Origin of the sequence: Pseudomonas sp. S04 (assembly GCF_009834545.1) — a bacterium.
Lineage (GTDB): Bacteria > Pseudomonadota > Gammaproteobacteria > Pseudomonadales > Pseudomonadaceae > Aquipseudomonas.
Genome location: NZ_CP019427.1, coordinates 3,437,286 through 3,453,179, shown reverse-complemented (window position 1 = coordinate 3,453,179; position 15,894 = coordinate 3,437,286). Strand labels below are relative to the sequence as shown.

Below are 15,894 nucleotides of genomic sequence, written 5' to 3'. Positions count from 1 at the left end.
GCGGTTACTCGATCAGCAGGCCGTCGAGTTCGGCCTCGAGAATGGCGCAGTGCATCAGGGCCTGGGCCAGGTACTTCTTGACCATACGCTCGGACACGCCGATCTCCAGGCCAATGGCTTTGTAGGGCATGCCGTGCAGTTGCGCGAGGATGAACGCGTCGCTGACCCGCTGCGGCAGGCGCTGCAACATGGCGTCCACTTCGTGCAGGGTTTCGACGATGATCGCCCGTTGCTCGGGAGAGGGTTGCACGGCCTGGGGGCGTTCGCTCAGTGCCTGCAGCCAGGCCTGTTCCAGTTGTCGGCGGCGCCAGTGATCAATGCACAGGCCACGGGCGATGGTCGCCAGGTAGGAGCGCTCATGGACTTCGCCCTGGAACTCCTGCGGGCGCTTGAGGACTCGGATGAAGGTGTCGTGGGCCAGGTCCGCGGCATCGAAGGCGTTGCTCAGGCGACGACGCAGCAGCTCGTACAACCAGCGATGGTGGCTGGTGTAGAGGTTCTGCACGAGTGAGGTTTCGACGACCATCATAAAGAGCGCATTTCCATACGGCGTGATGGCACCAGAGGTGCAAATGGGAATTGGTCGCGATTAAAACAAAAGGTGTGTCAGGGTGCAAATGATATTGGTTTGCTTTTAGGCACTTGATTGCTGCGGCCGACGGTAAATTCGTCCAGGCAGCCGGTTCAAGTAGTCATTATGACGTGCGGTGTGGTCGTTATGACCTGAATGGTGTGCAGTCAATATGACTCTCAAGCTGTCAAGGCCAGGGTTTGCCGGAGGTTGAAGCTGGCACGGGACTTGATAGCTATCAGCTACAACTGACGGATTAGGGAGTGACGAACAATGTTCGGCAGCAATCTATGGCTGATAGACGGGGTGGCCTGACATGCCTTCGATCAAGGATGTTCCCCTGTGGAGCTTGGGTTTTCGCCCGTTTTTTCTTGCCGGCGCCGGGTTTGCCTGTGTCGCGCTGGCGATCTGGAGTCTGTGGTTGTACGGGCGCTTGCCGGCGGCCCAGCCCCTGGGCGGCATGGTCGCCTGGCATCGGCACGAAATGCCCTTTGGTTTTGCCACGGCGATCATTGCCGGGTTCCTGCTGACGGCGGTCCCCAACTGGACCGGCCGCCGCGGGGTGTGCGGCTGGCCGCTGCTGGGCCTGGTGCTGGTATGGCTGCTGGCGCGCCTGGCCTGGCTGCTGCCGATCGACGCGAGTGCCTTGCTGGTTCTGCAACTGCCGTTCCTGCCGTTACTGGCACTGTTGCTTGGACGGGACCTGATCGCGGCGGGTAAAACCGAGAACTACCCGATCCTGTTGATGATCGGCTTGTTGGCCGGTTGTCAGTGGCTGACGCTGTGGGGCATGGCCCACGAGGACCTGGCCTGGCAGCGCCGTGGGGTGTTGGCGGCACTGTGGTTGGTGGCGGGGTTGATGAGTGTCATTGGTGGGCGGGTGATTCCCTTCTTTATTCAACGCGGCCTGCAACGCGCGCCAGGTCCTGCGGCCAGCCCGCTGCCGACCCGGGTGCTGCTGGTAACCAGCCTGCTGGCGGCGGTGCTGATCGGCATCGGCAGCAACGACCTGCCGCGGCCCGGGCTGGCGGCGCTGTACTTGTTGATCGGTGGACTGCACCTGGCGCGCCTGTGGCGTTGGCATGACCGGGGCATCTGGCGCGTACCACTGCTCTGGTCGCTGTACCTGGCTTATGCCTGGCTGCTGGTGGCCGCGCTGGCCATGGCGCTGTGGCAACTGGGGGTGCTGGCGCAACAGAGCCTGGCCACCCACGCGCTGGCGGTCGGCGGCATCGGCGGCCTGGTGCTGGCGATGATCGCCCGGGTCAGCCTGGGGCATACCGGGCGCCCGCTGCAGCCGCCCAAAGGGGTGGTGCTGGGATTCGCCCTGGTGCTGCTGGCCGGTCTGTCCCGGGTGTTGCTGGTGCCGTTCAACAGCCATGGCCTGGGGATTTCAGCGTTGTGCTGGTGCCTGGCGTTCGCCCTGTTTTTGCAGGGTTACACGCGGATTTTAAGCGGGCCCAGGGTGTAGGACGGTTAGATCGGTGCCTGACCGGTGGTCGCGCCAGCCCAATTGCCGGGGGAATTGCGCTTAGCTCAAGGGACAACCACCAGCGCGCGTAGGCACTCGATGCCACAGCGACGCTGACCCAGGACACCGTGAGTCCTGACCGTCCCTGAGGAGATTGCCGTGCTGACGTTCAATATCAATGGCATCGATCAACCCCTGGAAGTGCCCGGCGACATGCCACTGTTGTGGGTGTTGCGCGATGTCGCGCACTTGACCGGGACCAAATTCGGCTGCGGCATGGCGCAATGCGGGGCCTGCACCGTGCATGTCGACGGTGCGCCCTTGCGCTCGTGTATCACCCCGGCTGCGGCGGTGGCCAAGGGACAGAAGATTGTCACCATCGAAGGCTTGTCCAGCGACGGCTCGCACCCGGTGCAGAGGGCCTGGGCCGAGATCGACGTGGTGCAATGCGGTTACTGCCAGTCTGGGCAGATCATGTCGGCAGTGGCCTTGCTGGCGAAAATTCCCGCGCCGACCGACAGCGATATCGATCAGGCGCTGTCGGGCAACATCTGCCGCTGTGGCACCTACCCGCGTATTCGGGCGGCGATCAAGCGTGCTGCGCAAATCGGGGAGGCCTGAGCATGAGCGTACTCATTGATAGCTCGCGCCGGTCCTTTCTCAAAGGCAGCGCCGTGCTGGGCGCCGGCCTGGTGGTGGGGTTTGTGATCCCCGGGGCCAACCGTTTTGCCCGCGCTGCCACAGCCGCCGATCCTGGCTTTGCGCCCAACGCGTTTTTGCGGATCGCCCCGGACAGCAGCGTCACCATACTGTTGGGGCACTCGGAAATGGGCCAGGGCATCTGGACCGGCCTGACCATGCTGATCGCCGAGGAACTGGACGCGGATTGGAGCAAGATACGCGTCGAACACGGCCCGGCATCGGCGGCGTTGTACGGCCTGCCAGCCTTTGGCGGCATGCAGATCACCGGGGGCTCGACTTCGACCTGGATGGAGTTCGACCGCTATCGCCAGGCCGGTGCCGCCGCGCGCCTGATGTTGATCGAGGCTGGCGCCAAGCGCTTCAACGTTGCGCCATCCCAGGTGCGCACTGAGGCGGGAGTGGTAATTGCCGGCGAGCAGCGGGCCAGCTATGGCGAACTGGCCAATGAGGCGGGGCAACTGCCGGTGCCGGATCCGGCTTCAATCAAGCTCAAGCAAGCCAAGGACTGGACCCTGATCGGCAAGCCGACCAAGCGCCTGGACTCCCCGGAAAAAATCACCGGCCAGGCCAAGTTCGGCATGGACGTGCAGTTCGAGGGCCTGCTCACCGCCATGGTCGCCCGTCCACCGGTACTGGGCGGCAGCGTCCGCTCGTTCGACGCTCAGGCCGCGCTGGCGGTGCCCGGAGTGCACAAGGTGCTGCAGGTGCCCACGGGCGTGGCGGTGGTGGCCGATCATTATTGGGCCGCCAAGCTGGGGCGCGATGCGCTGAAAATCGACTGGGACCTGGGTCCCAATGCTGGCCTGGACAGCGTTGCCCTGCTGCAGGGCTTTCGCAAGCTGGCCACCACCGCGGGCACCCCGGCCAGCCAGGCGGGGGATGTCAGCGCGGCGTTGGCCAAGGCGACGAAGACTGTGGATGTCGAGTACAGCGTGCCGTATCTGGCGCATGCGCCGATGGAGCCGCTCAACTGCACGGTGCGCATTACCAACCAGCAATGCGAGATCTGGACTGGCACCCAGTTCCAGACCCTGGACCAGATGGTCGCGGCGAAGATCACCGGGCTCAAGCCCGAGCAGGTGGTGATTCATACCGAATTCCTTGGCGGCGGTTTTGGCCGGCGGGCCAACCCGACCTCGGATTTTGTCAGTGAGGCGGTGCAAGTGGCCCACGCCGCCGGTGCGCCGGTGAAAACCGTGTGGTCGCGCGAAGATGACATCCGTGGCGGCTATTACCGCTCGGCCTTCCTGCATCACGCGCGGATCGGCCTGGGGCCGGACGGCTTGCCATTGGCCTGGCAGCATGTGCTGGTGGGCCAGTCGATCATGGCCGGGACCATGTTGGAGGCAAGCATGGTCAAGGACGGCATCGACAAGACTTCGGTCGAAGGGGTGGCGGACAGTCCCTACCTGGTCGGCCTGGCCAATCACCGGGTCGACCTGCACTCACCCAAGACCGGCATCAGCGTGCTGTGGCTGCGTTCGGTGGGGCACACCCACACCGCCTTTGTCATGGAATCCTTGATCGACGAACTGGCCGCAGCGGCGGGCAAGGACCCGGTGGACTACCGGCGGACCTTGCTCAAGGACCATCCACGGCATCTAGGGGTGCTCAACCTGGCCGTAGAAAAAGCCAACTGGCAGGCACCCTTGCCGGCGGGACATGCCCTGGGTGTGGCGGTGCACGAGTCCTTTGGCAGTTATGTCGCGCAAGTCACGGAAGTGTCCCAGGACAACCTGAAAATCCGCGTGCACCGGGTGGTCTGCGCCGTCGATTGCGGGATTGCGGTGAACCCGGCGAGCATTGCCGCGCAAATGGAGTCCTGCATCACTTTCGGCCTGGGTTTCACCTTGCACAGCAAGGTGACCTTCAAGGACGGCCAGGTGGTGCAGTCCAACTACCACGACTACCAGGTGCTGCGACTCAACGAAATGCCCGAGGTGCAGGTGCACATCCTGCCCAGCAACGAGAAGCCGGGTGGTATTGGCGAGGCTGGCGTGCCACCCACTGCGCCGGCGGTGGCCAATGCGGTGTATGCCCTGACCGGACAACGCTTGCGTGAGTTGCCGTTGCAACTGGAGGGGGTGTGAGATGAGACGCCACCTGTTTTTGGCCACGTTGCTGTTGCTCGGGGTGGGCGGCTACACCTCGGACCTGTTCGCCGAAGAGTCGCCAGCGCTGAGCGCATTTGGCACGGTGCAGAAGGTGTTCCAGAGCCCGCGCTGCCAGAACTGCCATATTCCTGGGGATGCGCCTTTGCAGTTCGATGCCGGGCTGACCCACGGGATGAATGTGGTGCGCGGGGTGGAGGGCAAGGGGTCTGCTGGCTTGCCCTGTGCTACTTGTCATGCCGAGTCCAATCCTCCGGCCAGCTATGGCCCCCACGCGCCACCCGGTGCCCCTCACTGGAGCCTGCCACCGGCCGCGCACAAAATGGCCTGGATCGGGCTGCCGGCCGATCAGTTGTGCCAGATGATCAAGGACCGTTCGAGCAACGGCGACCGCGACTTTGCTGCGCTGATCAAGCATGTCAGCGATGACAAGCTGGTGCTTTGGGGCTGGAACCCCGGCGGTAACCGAGCGCCGGTGCCGGTGCCCCATGATGTGTTTGTCAGCCAGTTCAAGCTGTGGGCCGAGGCGGGCGGGCCGTGTCCGGGGGCGGGGAGTTAGGGGACAGGCGAGATCTGCGGGCAGGCAAAAACACTGTGGGAGCGGGCTTGCCCGCGATGGGGTCAGCACATTCAACATTGATGGTGCCTGACGCACCGCCATCGTCGGAACGCCGCCCGGAGCAAGCCCGCTCCCACAGGTTTGTTGGGTGCATGCGAGATCTGCGGTCAGGCAAAAACACTGTGGGAGCGGGCTTGCCCGCGATGGGGTCAGCACATTCAACATCGATGGTGCCTGACGCACCGCCATCGCGAGCAAGCTCGCTCCTACAAGTTTGGCAGTTGCCTCAGGCCTTGGGCTTGGCCTTGCGTTTGCCGGTCGTTGCGGTTTTGCGCGCAGTGCTCTTGCGTTTGCCTTTCCAGGGCGTCGCGCCTTTGCCGGCCGGGCTTGCCGGGCCGCTGATGGTCAGGCGCAGGCCGGTGCAGCGGCCCACTTGCTTGCTCATCCAGGCGGCCTGCTTGGCGACAAACTCTTCCAGGCTCATCTCACCGCTCTGCACCATGTCCAGGGCTTGTTCCCAGATGGCCGTGGTGCCGGGATCGGCGATGGCCCGGGGGACGGCGTCGATCAGGCTGAAGGCCGCCGGCGTGGCAGCCAGCGCCTTGCCGTGCTTGACCAGGTAACCACGGTCCAGCAGCCCCTGGATGATCCCCGCGCGGGTGGCTTCGGTGCCGATGCCGGTGGTGTCCTTGAGCTTTTGCTTGAGCAGCGGGTCCTGTACCAGCTTGGCCACGTTTTTCATGGCCTTGATCAGGTCGCCTTCGGTAAACGGCTTGGGTGGCTGGGTCCAGAGGTCCTTGAGGTTGACGCCGGCAACTGGATAGTCGCTGCCCTGGGTCAAGGGTGGCAGGTTTTGCGGGGCGGCTGGTTCGCGTCCCTTGGCCGCTGCCAGGGCCTCGGGCATGGCGCGTTTCCAACCCGGTTCCACCACCTGCTTGCCCACCGCGCGCAGTGCCTGGCCGGCACAGTCGAAGTCGGCCTGGGTGCGGTCGTACTCATGGTTGGGGAGGAACTGCGCCAGGTAGCGCGCACGAATCAAGGTGTAGACCGCCCGGTGCTTGCCGCTCAGTCGCTCGAAGTTGTGGGCGGCGGCAGTGGGGATGATGCCGTGGTGGGCGCTGACCTTGGCATCGTTCCAGGCCCTGGAGCGGCGTTGCGGTTGCAGGTGCTGGAGCAACGGCGCGAGGCTTGGGTCCGCGCGGCCCAGGGCCTGGAGAATCGCCGCCGCTTCGCCATGCTGGCTCACGGGCAGGTAGCCGCAGTCACTGCGCGGGTAGGTGATGACTTTGTAGGTTTCGTACAGCGCCTGCGCCACGTCGAGGGTTTCCTGGGCCCCCAGGCCGAGCTTTTTCGAGCAGATTTCCTGCAGGGTGCCGAGGTCGAACGGCAGTGGTGCGACCTCCCGCATCCGCTCGGTGCGCAGTGTGACCAGGCGCGCACTGGCGGCATTGCGCATGGCGTGCGCCGCTTGTTGGGCCAGTGCTTGATTGAGGCAACGGTCCTGTTCATCGCACAGGTCCGACGGCGCCCGCCATTGGGCGGTAAACGGCATACCGTCGTGCAGCAACTGCACGTCGATCGCCCAATAGGGCACCGGCACGAAGTCGGCGATGCTGCGGTCGCGGTCCACCACCAGGCGCAGGGTCGGGGTCTGCACCCGACCCACCGGCAGTACGCCCTGGTAACCGGACTGGCGCCCGAGCAGGGTGAACAGCCGGCTCATGTTCATGCCGATCAACCAGTCGGCCCGCGAGCGACCCAGTGCCGAGTGATACAGGCTGAAGGTTTCCGCTCCCGGCTTGAGGGCCGCCAGGGCCTTGCGGATCGAGGCATCGTCGAGCGCCGACAACCACAGCCGCTGGATCGGCCCGCGATAACGACAGTGCTCCACCAGTTCGCGGGCAATCATTTCCCCCTCCCGGTCGGCGTCGGTGGCGATCACCAGTTCCTGGGCCTCGCCCAGCAGGCGCTTGACCGCCTTGAACTGGCTGGCGGTCTTGGGCTTGACCAGCATCTTCCACTTCTCGGGAATGATCGGCAGGTCGGCCAGCACCCAGCGTTTATAACGGGCGTCGTAGGCATCCGGTGGCGCGGTTTCCAGCAAGTGGCCGATGCACCAGGTGACGGTGATCCCCGACCCCAGCCAGCAGCCATCGCCACGCCGGCTGGCGCCGAGCACCGCGGCAATGTCTTTGGCCTGGGAAGGTTTTTCACACAGATACAGACGCATATCGACCATCAGTCTTCAGGTAACAAGCTGCACAGCATGCGCGGTGCAGCGGTCTGGATCAATCTTTATATGTATGGATGTACAGCAAAATAACTCCCCTCAGCCCCTCAGCCCCTCAGCCCCTCAAAACCACTGCTTGAAACGGCGGATGTAGAGCGTCTTCATCACCTGGGCGACCACGCAGTAGCTGAGCAGGGTGCCCACCAGCCACGGGAAGTAGGACCACGGCAGCGGCGTCAGGCCGACCAGGTTGCCCAGTGGCGAGAACGGAATGTAGATGCCCAGCACCATGACCAGGCCGGTCATCAGGATTACCGGTAGCGCCGCGGTGCTCTGGAAGAACGGGATCTTGCGGGTGCGCAGCATGTGCACCACCAGGGTCTGGGACAGCAGCCCTTCGATGAACCAGCCGGACTGGAACAGGCTCTGCATTTCCACGCTGTTGGCCGCGAACACGTACCACATCAGGGCGAAGGTGGTGATGTCGAAGATCGACGAAGTCGGCCCGATCCACAGCATGAACCGCCCGATGTTCTGCGCATCCCATTTGCGCGGTTTGCTCAGGTATTCCTTGTCCATCTTGTCCCACGGCAGGGCCAGTTGGGAGATGTCGTACATCAGGTTCTGCAGCAACAGGTGGATCGCCAGCATCGGCAGGAAGGGAATGAACGCGCTGGCCACCAGCACCGAGAACACGTTGCCGAAGTTGGAGCTGGCGGTCATGTTCAGGTACTTCATGATATTGCCGAAGGTCTCGCGGCCCTTGAGCACACCTTCCTCGAGCACCATCAGGCTTTTTTCCAGGAGGATGATGTCGGCTGATTCCTTGGCAATGTCGGTGCCGCTGTCCACCGAGATGCCGACGTCGGCATCGCGCAGGGCCGGGGCGTCGTTGATCCCGTCGCCGAGGAAACCGACAGTGTGGCCGTTGGCTTGCAGCGCCTTGAGCACCCGGGATTTCTGCAGCGGCGTTAGCTTGGCAAACACCGTGCGCGTCTCGACCTGTTGTTGCAGGGTCGCGTCGTCCATCGGCTCGATGTCCTGGCCGAGCAGCGGCTTGCCGGGTTCCAGGCCGACTTCACGGCAGATCTTGCAGGTCACCACGGGGTTGTCGCCGGTCAGCACCTTGATGGTCACGCCCATGTCCCGCAGCGCAGCAATCGCCGGGCCGGCCGTTTCCTTGGGCGGATCGAGGAAGGTCAGAAAGCCGCGAATCACCAGGTCGCGCTCGTCGCCAGTGGCGTACTGGGCTTTGCTCTGGGCCTTGGGGATGTGCCGGGTCGCCAGCACCAACACGCGGAAGCCGTCTTCGTTGTATTGGTTGGCCAGGCGCAGCAAGGCTTGACGGCGCCGGTCATCGAGGGGCACGTCTATGCCGTCCTCGTGCAGGTGGCTGCTGATGGCGAGCATTTCCTCGACCGCACCCTTGCACACCAGCAGGTGATCGGCGCAGTTATCTTCGACGATGATCGACAGGCGCCGGCGAATGAAGTCGAACGGCAATTCATCGACCTTGCGGTAGGCCAAGGGTCGCTTGAAATGTGGGTTCTGCCGGGCGAACTGCACCACCGCCTGGTCCATCAGGTTTTTCATGCCGCTTTGGTGGTGGCTGTTGAGCCAGGCCAGTTCCAGCACGGCGTCGTCGCGCTGGCCGGCGCTGTCGAGGTGATGCTCGAGGATGATTTTGTCCTGGGTCAGGGTGCCGGTCTTGTCGGTGCACAGCACGTCCATCGAACCGAAGTTCTGGATCGCATTGAGGCGCTTGACCACCACTTTGCGCTTGGCCATCGCCACCGCACCCTTGGCCAGGTTGGCACTGACGATCATCGGCAGCATTTCCGGGGTCAGGCCGACCGCCACGGCCAGGGCAAACATGAAGGCTTCGCTCCAGTCGCCCTTGGTGAAGCCGTTGATCAGCAACACCACCGGCACCATCACCAGCATGAAGCGGATCAGCAGCCAGCTGACGCTGTTGACGCCCCGGTCGAAGGCGGTTTGCGTGCGCGAGCCGACGATGGCCTTGGCCAGCGAGCCAAAGTAGGTGCGTGGGCCGGTGGCGACCACCACGGCGCGCGCGGTGCCGCTGACCACGTTGGTGCCCATGAAGCAGATGTTGGACAGGTCCAGCAGGTTGTTCTGCTCGCTGGTCACGCTCGCCGCGGATTTCTGCGCGACATCCCCCAGGGTGTCGTATTTCTCCACCGGCAAGGCTTCACCGGTCAGCACCGCCTGGCTGATGAACAGGTCCCGGGATTCGAGCAGGCGGATGTCTGCGGGGATCATGTCGCCGGCCGACAGCTGCACGATGTCGCCTGCCACCAGTTCGCGCATGGGTACTTCGCGCAGGGTCGGCGTGCTGCCCGGCTGGTCGCGGCGCAGCACGCTGGCGGTGGTGCGCACCATGGTCTTCAGGGCTTCGGCGGATTTGCCCGAGCGGTACTCCTGCCAGAAGCGCATCAGGCCACTGGCCAGGACCATCACCAGGACGATGATGACGCCGGTCAGGTCGGTGTCTTCGCCGTCCCGCAGAGGGATCCAGAAGTCGGTGATGAAGCTGATGACCGTCAGGGTCAGCAGCACATAGATAAAGGGGTTGTTGAAGGCCTTCAGTACTTGCACCAGGGCGTGGGGTGGCTGGTCGTGCGCCACCTCGTTGCTGCCGTCGCGCAGCAGGCGGCCTTCGGCGTCGAGTTCGGTCAGGCCGACGCTGCTGGTCTTGAGGTTGGCTAGGGTCACGGCCAGGCCGTTCTGCGCTTCACGGGCGGCACGCATTGACAGTTTGCCGGCGTCGCGTGGGCTACCCTTGAGGACTTTTTTTGCGGTTTTTACTGTGTTCATGCTGGATGCTCCTGCCGCTGGCTGGCGGCACGACACAGCAACCACTCAACTAATAAAAGGCGAGCGAAAGTGCATCGAATCGCCCGGCAGCGATCGATTCTGGGAGTTGTTGTTATGCTGTTTTAATGTTCGCCGTACACCGCTGGAACACAGGCATACAGCGAACCGTCTACTGGCGTCGTCCATGCTTGTCCTCGCTCTATTAATGGTTTAACGGGCAATAGAAAGTTGCCGAATTCCTGAATAAGGAAAACGTCGATAATTGGTGCCTGGAGAACTTTCAGATCAACTGAAAGTGCGCGCCCCGAGCAACCGGCCGAGTAGCAAAATGGCCTGTTGCATCAGGTGCACGAAGCCCCGACTTGGAGGTTCCTGGCCGTCATCGAGGCTCCAGCGTTGCTCGAGCTGGCCACTCGCCGAGCAGACATGCCAATGCCCCAGCGGGTGAGATCGCAGGCGTGCAGGCGGGGCGTTGAAAAGCGCCCGTGGGAGGGCCGCTGGCGGGCGGCGCAGCAGGGCTCGCGCCGCTGTGGCAAGGGGGCGAACCCCTGGGATGTAGGTGCAGATGAAGTTCATAACATGCCTCGCAACCGGACTGACGCCGGCGAGGCAGGTTACGTTGGAGCCTCAGGCTCTAGCGCAGCATGCCCGACCGAGGTCGAGTCCCGTCGATGACTGGGTAAGTGGCCCGACCTGGCGTATACGTATCGGTCGGGCAGCGTCTAGATACTGTGTCCATTGAATTCTTTTGTGAGTTGAAAAAAGGGCCGGGTTTACCGACCCGGGGCAATCTACTCAGGCGAGTGTTTTAAGTCAACGGTGAATTAACAGTTGTTTAGCAATTAGACAGGAAGCAGTCGTAATCGGTGTAAGTTAGCGTTTAGCTGTCGTTTGTATATGACAGTAAGATGACAATTTATCATTATGACTCTTTACCCTTGAGCAATGCATAGATGGCCATGGAATGCCCATGACCCAAGTCGAAGTCGGCTTTCAACCATTCGATGATCTGGCCGGCCTTGACTCCGGCTTTCAATTTGCCGTCTTCGGCGAACCCTTTGGCGTTGGCCAATTGCTTGAGGTCAGCCGGTGATTGGCCGGTCTTGGCCTGGATGTTGTCCAGATAGGCTTGGAATGACATGACGTGGCAGCTCCTGCATGCACGTAGAGGTGGCTTCAAGCCTAGACCAGATTTAATCCCTGGCGACCAAGGGTGGGTGCGGCAGACGAATGGCAACTGCCTATTGCCAAGCCCACCCGCGCCACATGACAATGCGAAACATTATCAATCACGAACCTGCGCCGTCATGTCCGCCAACGATCTTTCCCTGCGCAGTGCCGTCCACGACCTGTACCACGAGCATCACGGCTGGTTGCAGGGCTGGCTGCGCCAGCGCCTGGGCAGTGCCTGCGATGCGGCAGACTTGACGCAGGACACTTTCGTGCGGGTGCTCAAGGCACGTAATGCGCTAGAGATTCGTGAGCCGCGGCCGTACCTGTCGCAGGTCGCCAAGGGCCTGTTGATCGATCTGTTTCGCCGGCGTTCGCTGGAGCAGTCCTACCTTGAAGTCCTGGCCAGCGCCCCGCAATCTCAGCAACCGTCGCTCGAAGAGCAGGCGATCATGCTGCAGGCGCTGCTGGACATCGACCGCATGCTCGAAGGCCTGGGCAAGCAGGTCAAGCAGGTGTTCATCCTGTCGCAGTTCGAAGGCCTGACGTATCCGCGCATCGCCGAGCGCCTGGGCATTTCCACGCGTACGGTGAATAACCACATGGCCAAGGCCATGGAGCATTGCTGCCTGATGCAACTGCAGTTGCAGCTGTCATGAGTCACCTCAAGTCCAGCTTGTCCGGTCCTGAACTGCAGGCGCTGAGTGCGGCCGCGCAGTGGTATGCACGGCTGCAGTCCGGTCAGGCAAGCGACCAGGATCGACAGGATTGGCATGCCTGGCAGGCTGCCGATGAGCTGCACCGCCAGGCCTGGCAACGCATCGAGTCAGTACGCCAGCAGATGGACCTGGTGCCGGGCAACTTCGTGGCGCCGACCTTGCACGGTGTCCAGCACTCGCGCCGGCAGGTATTGCGCAGTGTGCTGGTGCTGGCGTCGGCCGGTTCCCTGGGGTGGTTGGGCTGGCGTAGCGAGACCACCCAGAACCTGTTGGCCGACTACCGCACTGCCGTGGGCGAGCGGCGTGAGGTGCGTCTGGCGGACGGCAGTTCGTTGCTGCTCAACACCGACACTTCGGTCAACGTGCGCTTCGACGGCGCGCAACGGGTGCTGGAATTACTGTGGGGGGAAATGCTGGTCAGCAGCGCGCAGGATTCACTGAAGCGGCCGCTGCGCGTCAGCACCCCTCACGCTCAGGTATTGGCCCTGGGCTCGCGCTTTATCGTGCGCTCCCAGGTCGCTGGCGGTGAGGTGGCGGTGCTGGATAACACCTTGCAGGTGAGCCTGGCGCGGGGCGGGCAACCGGTTCGTCTCGACGCCGGGCAACGCCTGGATTTCACCTCCCAGACCTTGGGCACGCTTCGCCAGAACGATGCCACGGTCGGCGCCTGGCAGCAGGGCAGCATCATCGCCATCGACCGACCGCTGGGCGAGTTGCTCGCCGATCTCTCGCGCTATCGTCCCGGGGTACTGCGCTGCGACCAGCAGATTGCGCGGATGAAGATTTCCGGCGCCTTTCCGGTGGATGACACTGACCGGGCACTGGCTGCGCTGCACAGCGGCTTCGGTCTGAAGATCCAGCACTACAGTCGCTATTGGGTCAATGTTTCCGGGCCTGCAGCGGCCTGAAGCGCGGCGGCCAGAAAATTAATTGATTCTCATGTGCACTTTTTATCGACGTCGTTCGGCTCATCCCTCAGTGATTTCATTTGGATGGTTCTGGGGGAGGGTAAGCATGTCTTTTGTGTACAAGCCGGGTGCGGGTCGGTTGGCGACTGCGGTGAGGATTGGCCTGTTCGCGCTGGCAGCCAGCGGCGCTGGTGTGGCGACTGCCCAGGCCGCGGCGCCGTCGCAGCAGGCGGTGCAATCCTACGATATCGCGGCCGGCAGCCTGACCGAGGTGCTGAGCCGATTCGCCAGTGCGGCGGGCGCGGCCATCTCGTTCGACGCACGGCAGACCGCGGGCCAACAATCAGCGGGTTTACGCGGTACCTATAGCGTCGGCGATGGGTTTGCGCGGATTCTCGCCAACAGCGCCTTGCAAGCCGAACCCCAGGCCAACGGCAGTTATGTGCTGCGTCCCCGTCCGTCCGCAGGCTCGGCCCTGGAGTTGGCGGCGACCAACGTCAATGCCCAGGAACTCGGGGCGACGACCGAAGGCAGCGGTTCGTACACCACCGGTGCGGTGACCATCGCCAAGGGGGCCCATTCGCTCAGGGAAACCCCGCAATCGGTGACCGTGATCACCCGCAAGATGCTCGACGACCAGAATCTCAACACCATCGACCAGGTCATGGAAAAGACCCCGGGCATTACCGTCTATGACTCGACCATGGGCGGCAAGTACTTCTACTCCCGGGGTTTTCGCATGTCCGGGCAGTATGAGTACGACGGTGTGCCGCTGGACATGGGCAACTCCTATGTCCAGGCCGACAGTTTCAGCAGTGACATGGCCTACTACGATCGGGTCGAGGTGCTGCGCGGGGCAGCCGGGATGATGAAGGGCTCGGGCGGCACCGCCGGTGGCGTCAACTTTGTGCGCAAGCGCGGGCAAAGTACCCCGCAGACCCAGTTGAGCCTGTCCGGCGGAACCTGGGACAACTACCGAGGCCAGGTCGATACCGGCGGCCCGCTGAACGAGTCCGGAACGTTGCGTGGCCGTGCGGTGATCGCCGAGCAGAGCAAGCATTACTTCTATGACGATGCCAGTCGCAAGGACCAGGTCTATTACGGTGCACTGGATTACGACTTGTCCGCCGACACCACCCTGGGCTTGGGCATTGCTTACGAAGATGTCGACGCCAACCCGTGCTGGGGTGGCATGCCGCGCTACCGCGATGGCAGCGACCTCAAGCTCAGCCGCTCGACCTGCCTGGACCCGTCCTGGAATACCTGGCGCAGCCAGCGCACCACCACCTTCGGTGACCTGGCGCACCAGTTGAATGACAACTGGGCGCTGAAAGTGGCCGGGGTCTATAGCAAAAACACCCAGGACATCAAATACGCGTTCCCGTCCGGCGCGATCACCCCAGGCAACGGCACCGTGCGCATGCTGGGCAGCATGTACGACTACGATCAGGTCGACTATGGCCTGGATGCTTACCTGGACGGCAAATTCGAGGCGTTGGGGCGCGAGCATGAGTTGATCGTCGGCCTCAATGGCAGTCGCTCGAACAAGAACGACTTCTACTCGGTGGCATTCCTGCCGCAGACCCAGGACGTATTCAATCCCGACAAGCACCTGCCGAAACCCGATGACAGTTATTTCATCGCCAACTCGACCCGTGGTGGTCCGGTGGACAGCGTCACCAAGCAGTATGGGGTTTACTCCACGGCCCGCCTGAAACTGGCCGACCCCTTGACCTTTGTCCTCGGTGGGCGGGTCAGCTGGTACGACTCCGAAACCGATTCGCTGTTCATCAACTCGGGTATTTCACAGACGGCCAAGACCAAGGAAACCGGGCAGGTCACGCCGTTTACCGGGCTGCTGCTGGACCTCAATGAAAACCTCACGGCCTATACCAGCTATTCGGAAATCTTCACCCCGCAAGGCAACCTGCGCTCCGAAAGCGGCGCGGCGCTCAAGCCGCTGGTAGGGCAGAGCTATGAATTGGGGATCAAGGGCGAGTGGTACGGTGGCCGTCTCAACAGCTCGTTCAACCTGTTCCGCACCATCCAGAAAGACCAGGCCCAGACCGACTACAACTCGTCCTGCCCATCCTCGGACGGTTATTGCTACGTCAACGCCGGCAAAGTCCGCGCCCAAGGCTTCGAAGCGGAGGTCAGCGGTGAGCTGATCGAGCGTCTGCAGTTGCTCGCCGGCTACACCTACACCCAGACCAAGACCCTCGATGACATCGACACCAGTCTCAACGGTGAGGCGTTCAACAGCTATGTGCCACGCCACGTGCTGCGTATGTGGGGCGACTACGCCCTGGAGGGAGCGCTGGAGCGATTCACCCTGGGGGCCGGGGTCAATGCGCAAAGCGACAACTTCCGCGTGTCACCCTTGAGTGGCGAAAAGATCAGCCAGGGCGGGTACGCCGTGTGGAACGGCCGGGTCGGCTACCGCATCGACGACACCTGGTCGCTGGCGCTCAATGGCAACAACCTGTTCGACAAGCGCTACTACAGCACCATCGGCACCGAGACCTTTGGTAACTACTACGGCGAGCCGCGTAATTTCATGGTCTCGGTAAAAGCCGACTTCTGAAGTTAATGCAGGAACTTGTGGGAGCGAGTGC

11 protein-coding genes are annotated in these 15,894 nt (G+C 62.9%); 7 read left to right on the top strand and 4 right to left on the bottom strand.

The genetic code is table 11. From position 1 onward, the window contains the following. Positions 1–4: 4 nt before the first annotated feature. Complete coding sequence (locus PspS04_RS15165; RefSeq protein ID WP_095168708.1) at positions 5–529, bottom strand: sigma-70 family RNA polymerase sigma factor; 525 nt, start codon at positions 527–529, stop codon at positions 5–7. Positions 530–887: 358 nt separating this feature from the next. Between PspS04_RS15165 and PspS04_RS15160 the strand changes: the two genes are divergently transcribed. From PspS04_RS15160 to PspS04_RS15145, 4 genes are all read left to right on the top strand, one after another. Further along, positions 888–2,042, top strand: coding sequence for an NnrS family protein (locus PspS04_RS15160; RefSeq protein WP_159996263.1), 1,155 nt, complete (start codon positions 888–890; stop codon positions 2,040–2,042). 159 nt (positions 2,043–2,201) lie between these two features. Next, positions 2,202–2,663 (top strand): (2Fe-2S)-binding protein, encoded by a 462-nt coding sequence (locus tag PspS04_RS15155; protein WP_095168710.1) that lies wholly within the window; start codon positions 2,202–2,204, stop codon positions 2,661–2,663. Positions 2,664–2,665: 2 nt separating this feature from the next. Further along, positions 2,666–4,834 carry a xanthine dehydrogenase family protein molybdopterin-binding subunit gene (locus PspS04_RS15150; RefSeq protein WP_095168711.1) on the top strand — a complete coding sequence of 723 codons (2,169 nt, stop codon included), beginning with the start codon at positions 2,666–2,668 and terminating at the stop codon, positions 4,832–4,834. A gap of 1 nt (position 4,835) precedes the next feature. After that, complete coding sequence (locus tag PspS04_RS15145) at positions 4,836–5,414, top strand: hypothetical protein (protein ID WP_159996261.1); 579 nt, start codon at positions 4,836–4,838, stop codon at positions 5,412–5,414. A gap of 286 nt (positions 5,415–5,700) precedes the next feature. Here the strand turns inward: PspS04_RS15145 and PspS04_RS15140 are convergent, their stop codons facing one another. The 3 genes from PspS04_RS15140 to PspS04_RS15130 form a co-directional block, all read right to left on the bottom strand. After that, positions 5,701–7,644: a DNA topoisomerase III gene (locus tag PspS04_RS15140; RefSeq protein ID WP_159998840.1), complete on the bottom strand. Its 1,944-nt coding sequence runs from the start codon at positions 7,642–7,644 to the stop codon at positions 5,701–5,703. 123 nt (positions 7,645–7,767) lie between these two features. Beyond that, complete coding sequence (mgtA, locus tag PspS04_RS15135; RefSeq protein WP_159996259.1) at positions 7,768–10,482, bottom strand: magnesium-translocating P-type ATPase; 2,715 nt, start codon at positions 10,480–10,482, stop codon at positions 7,768–7,770. A 922-nt stretch (positions 10,483–11,404) separates the two neighbouring features. Beyond that, positions 11,405–11,623 (bottom strand): DUF4287 domain-containing protein, encoded by a 219-nt coding sequence (locus tag PspS04_RS15130; protein ID WP_095168723.1) that lies wholly within the window; start codon positions 11,621–11,623, stop codon positions 11,405–11,407. A 166-nt stretch (positions 11,624–11,789) separates the two neighbouring features. Here PspS04_RS15130 and PspS04_RS15125 point away from each other — a divergent pair, with 166 nt between their 5' ends. The 3 genes from PspS04_RS15125 (at position 11,790) to PspS04_RS15115 (ending at position 15,863) form a co-directional block, all read left to right on the top strand. Then, positions 11,790–12,311 (top strand): sigma-70 family RNA polymerase sigma factor, encoded by a 522-nt coding sequence (locus tag PspS04_RS15125; protein ID WP_095168724.1) that lies wholly within the window; start codon positions 11,790–11,792, stop codon positions 12,309–12,311. Continuing rightward, positions 12,308–13,279 carry a FecR domain-containing protein gene (locus PspS04_RS15120; RefSeq protein WP_159996257.1) on the top strand — a complete coding sequence of 324 codons (972 nt, stop codon included), beginning with the start codon at positions 12,308–12,310 and terminating at the stop codon, positions 13,277–13,279. The genes PspS04_RS15125 and PspS04_RS15120 overlap by 4 nt, the downstream gene beginning before the upstream one ends. A gap of 106 nt (positions 13,280–13,385) precedes the next feature. After that, complete coding sequence (locus PspS04_RS15115; RefSeq protein WP_159996255.1) at positions 13,386–15,863, top strand: TonB-dependent siderophore receptor; 2,478 nt, start codon at positions 13,386–13,388, stop codon at positions 15,861–15,863. Positions 15,864–15,894 lie beyond the last annotated feature (31 nt).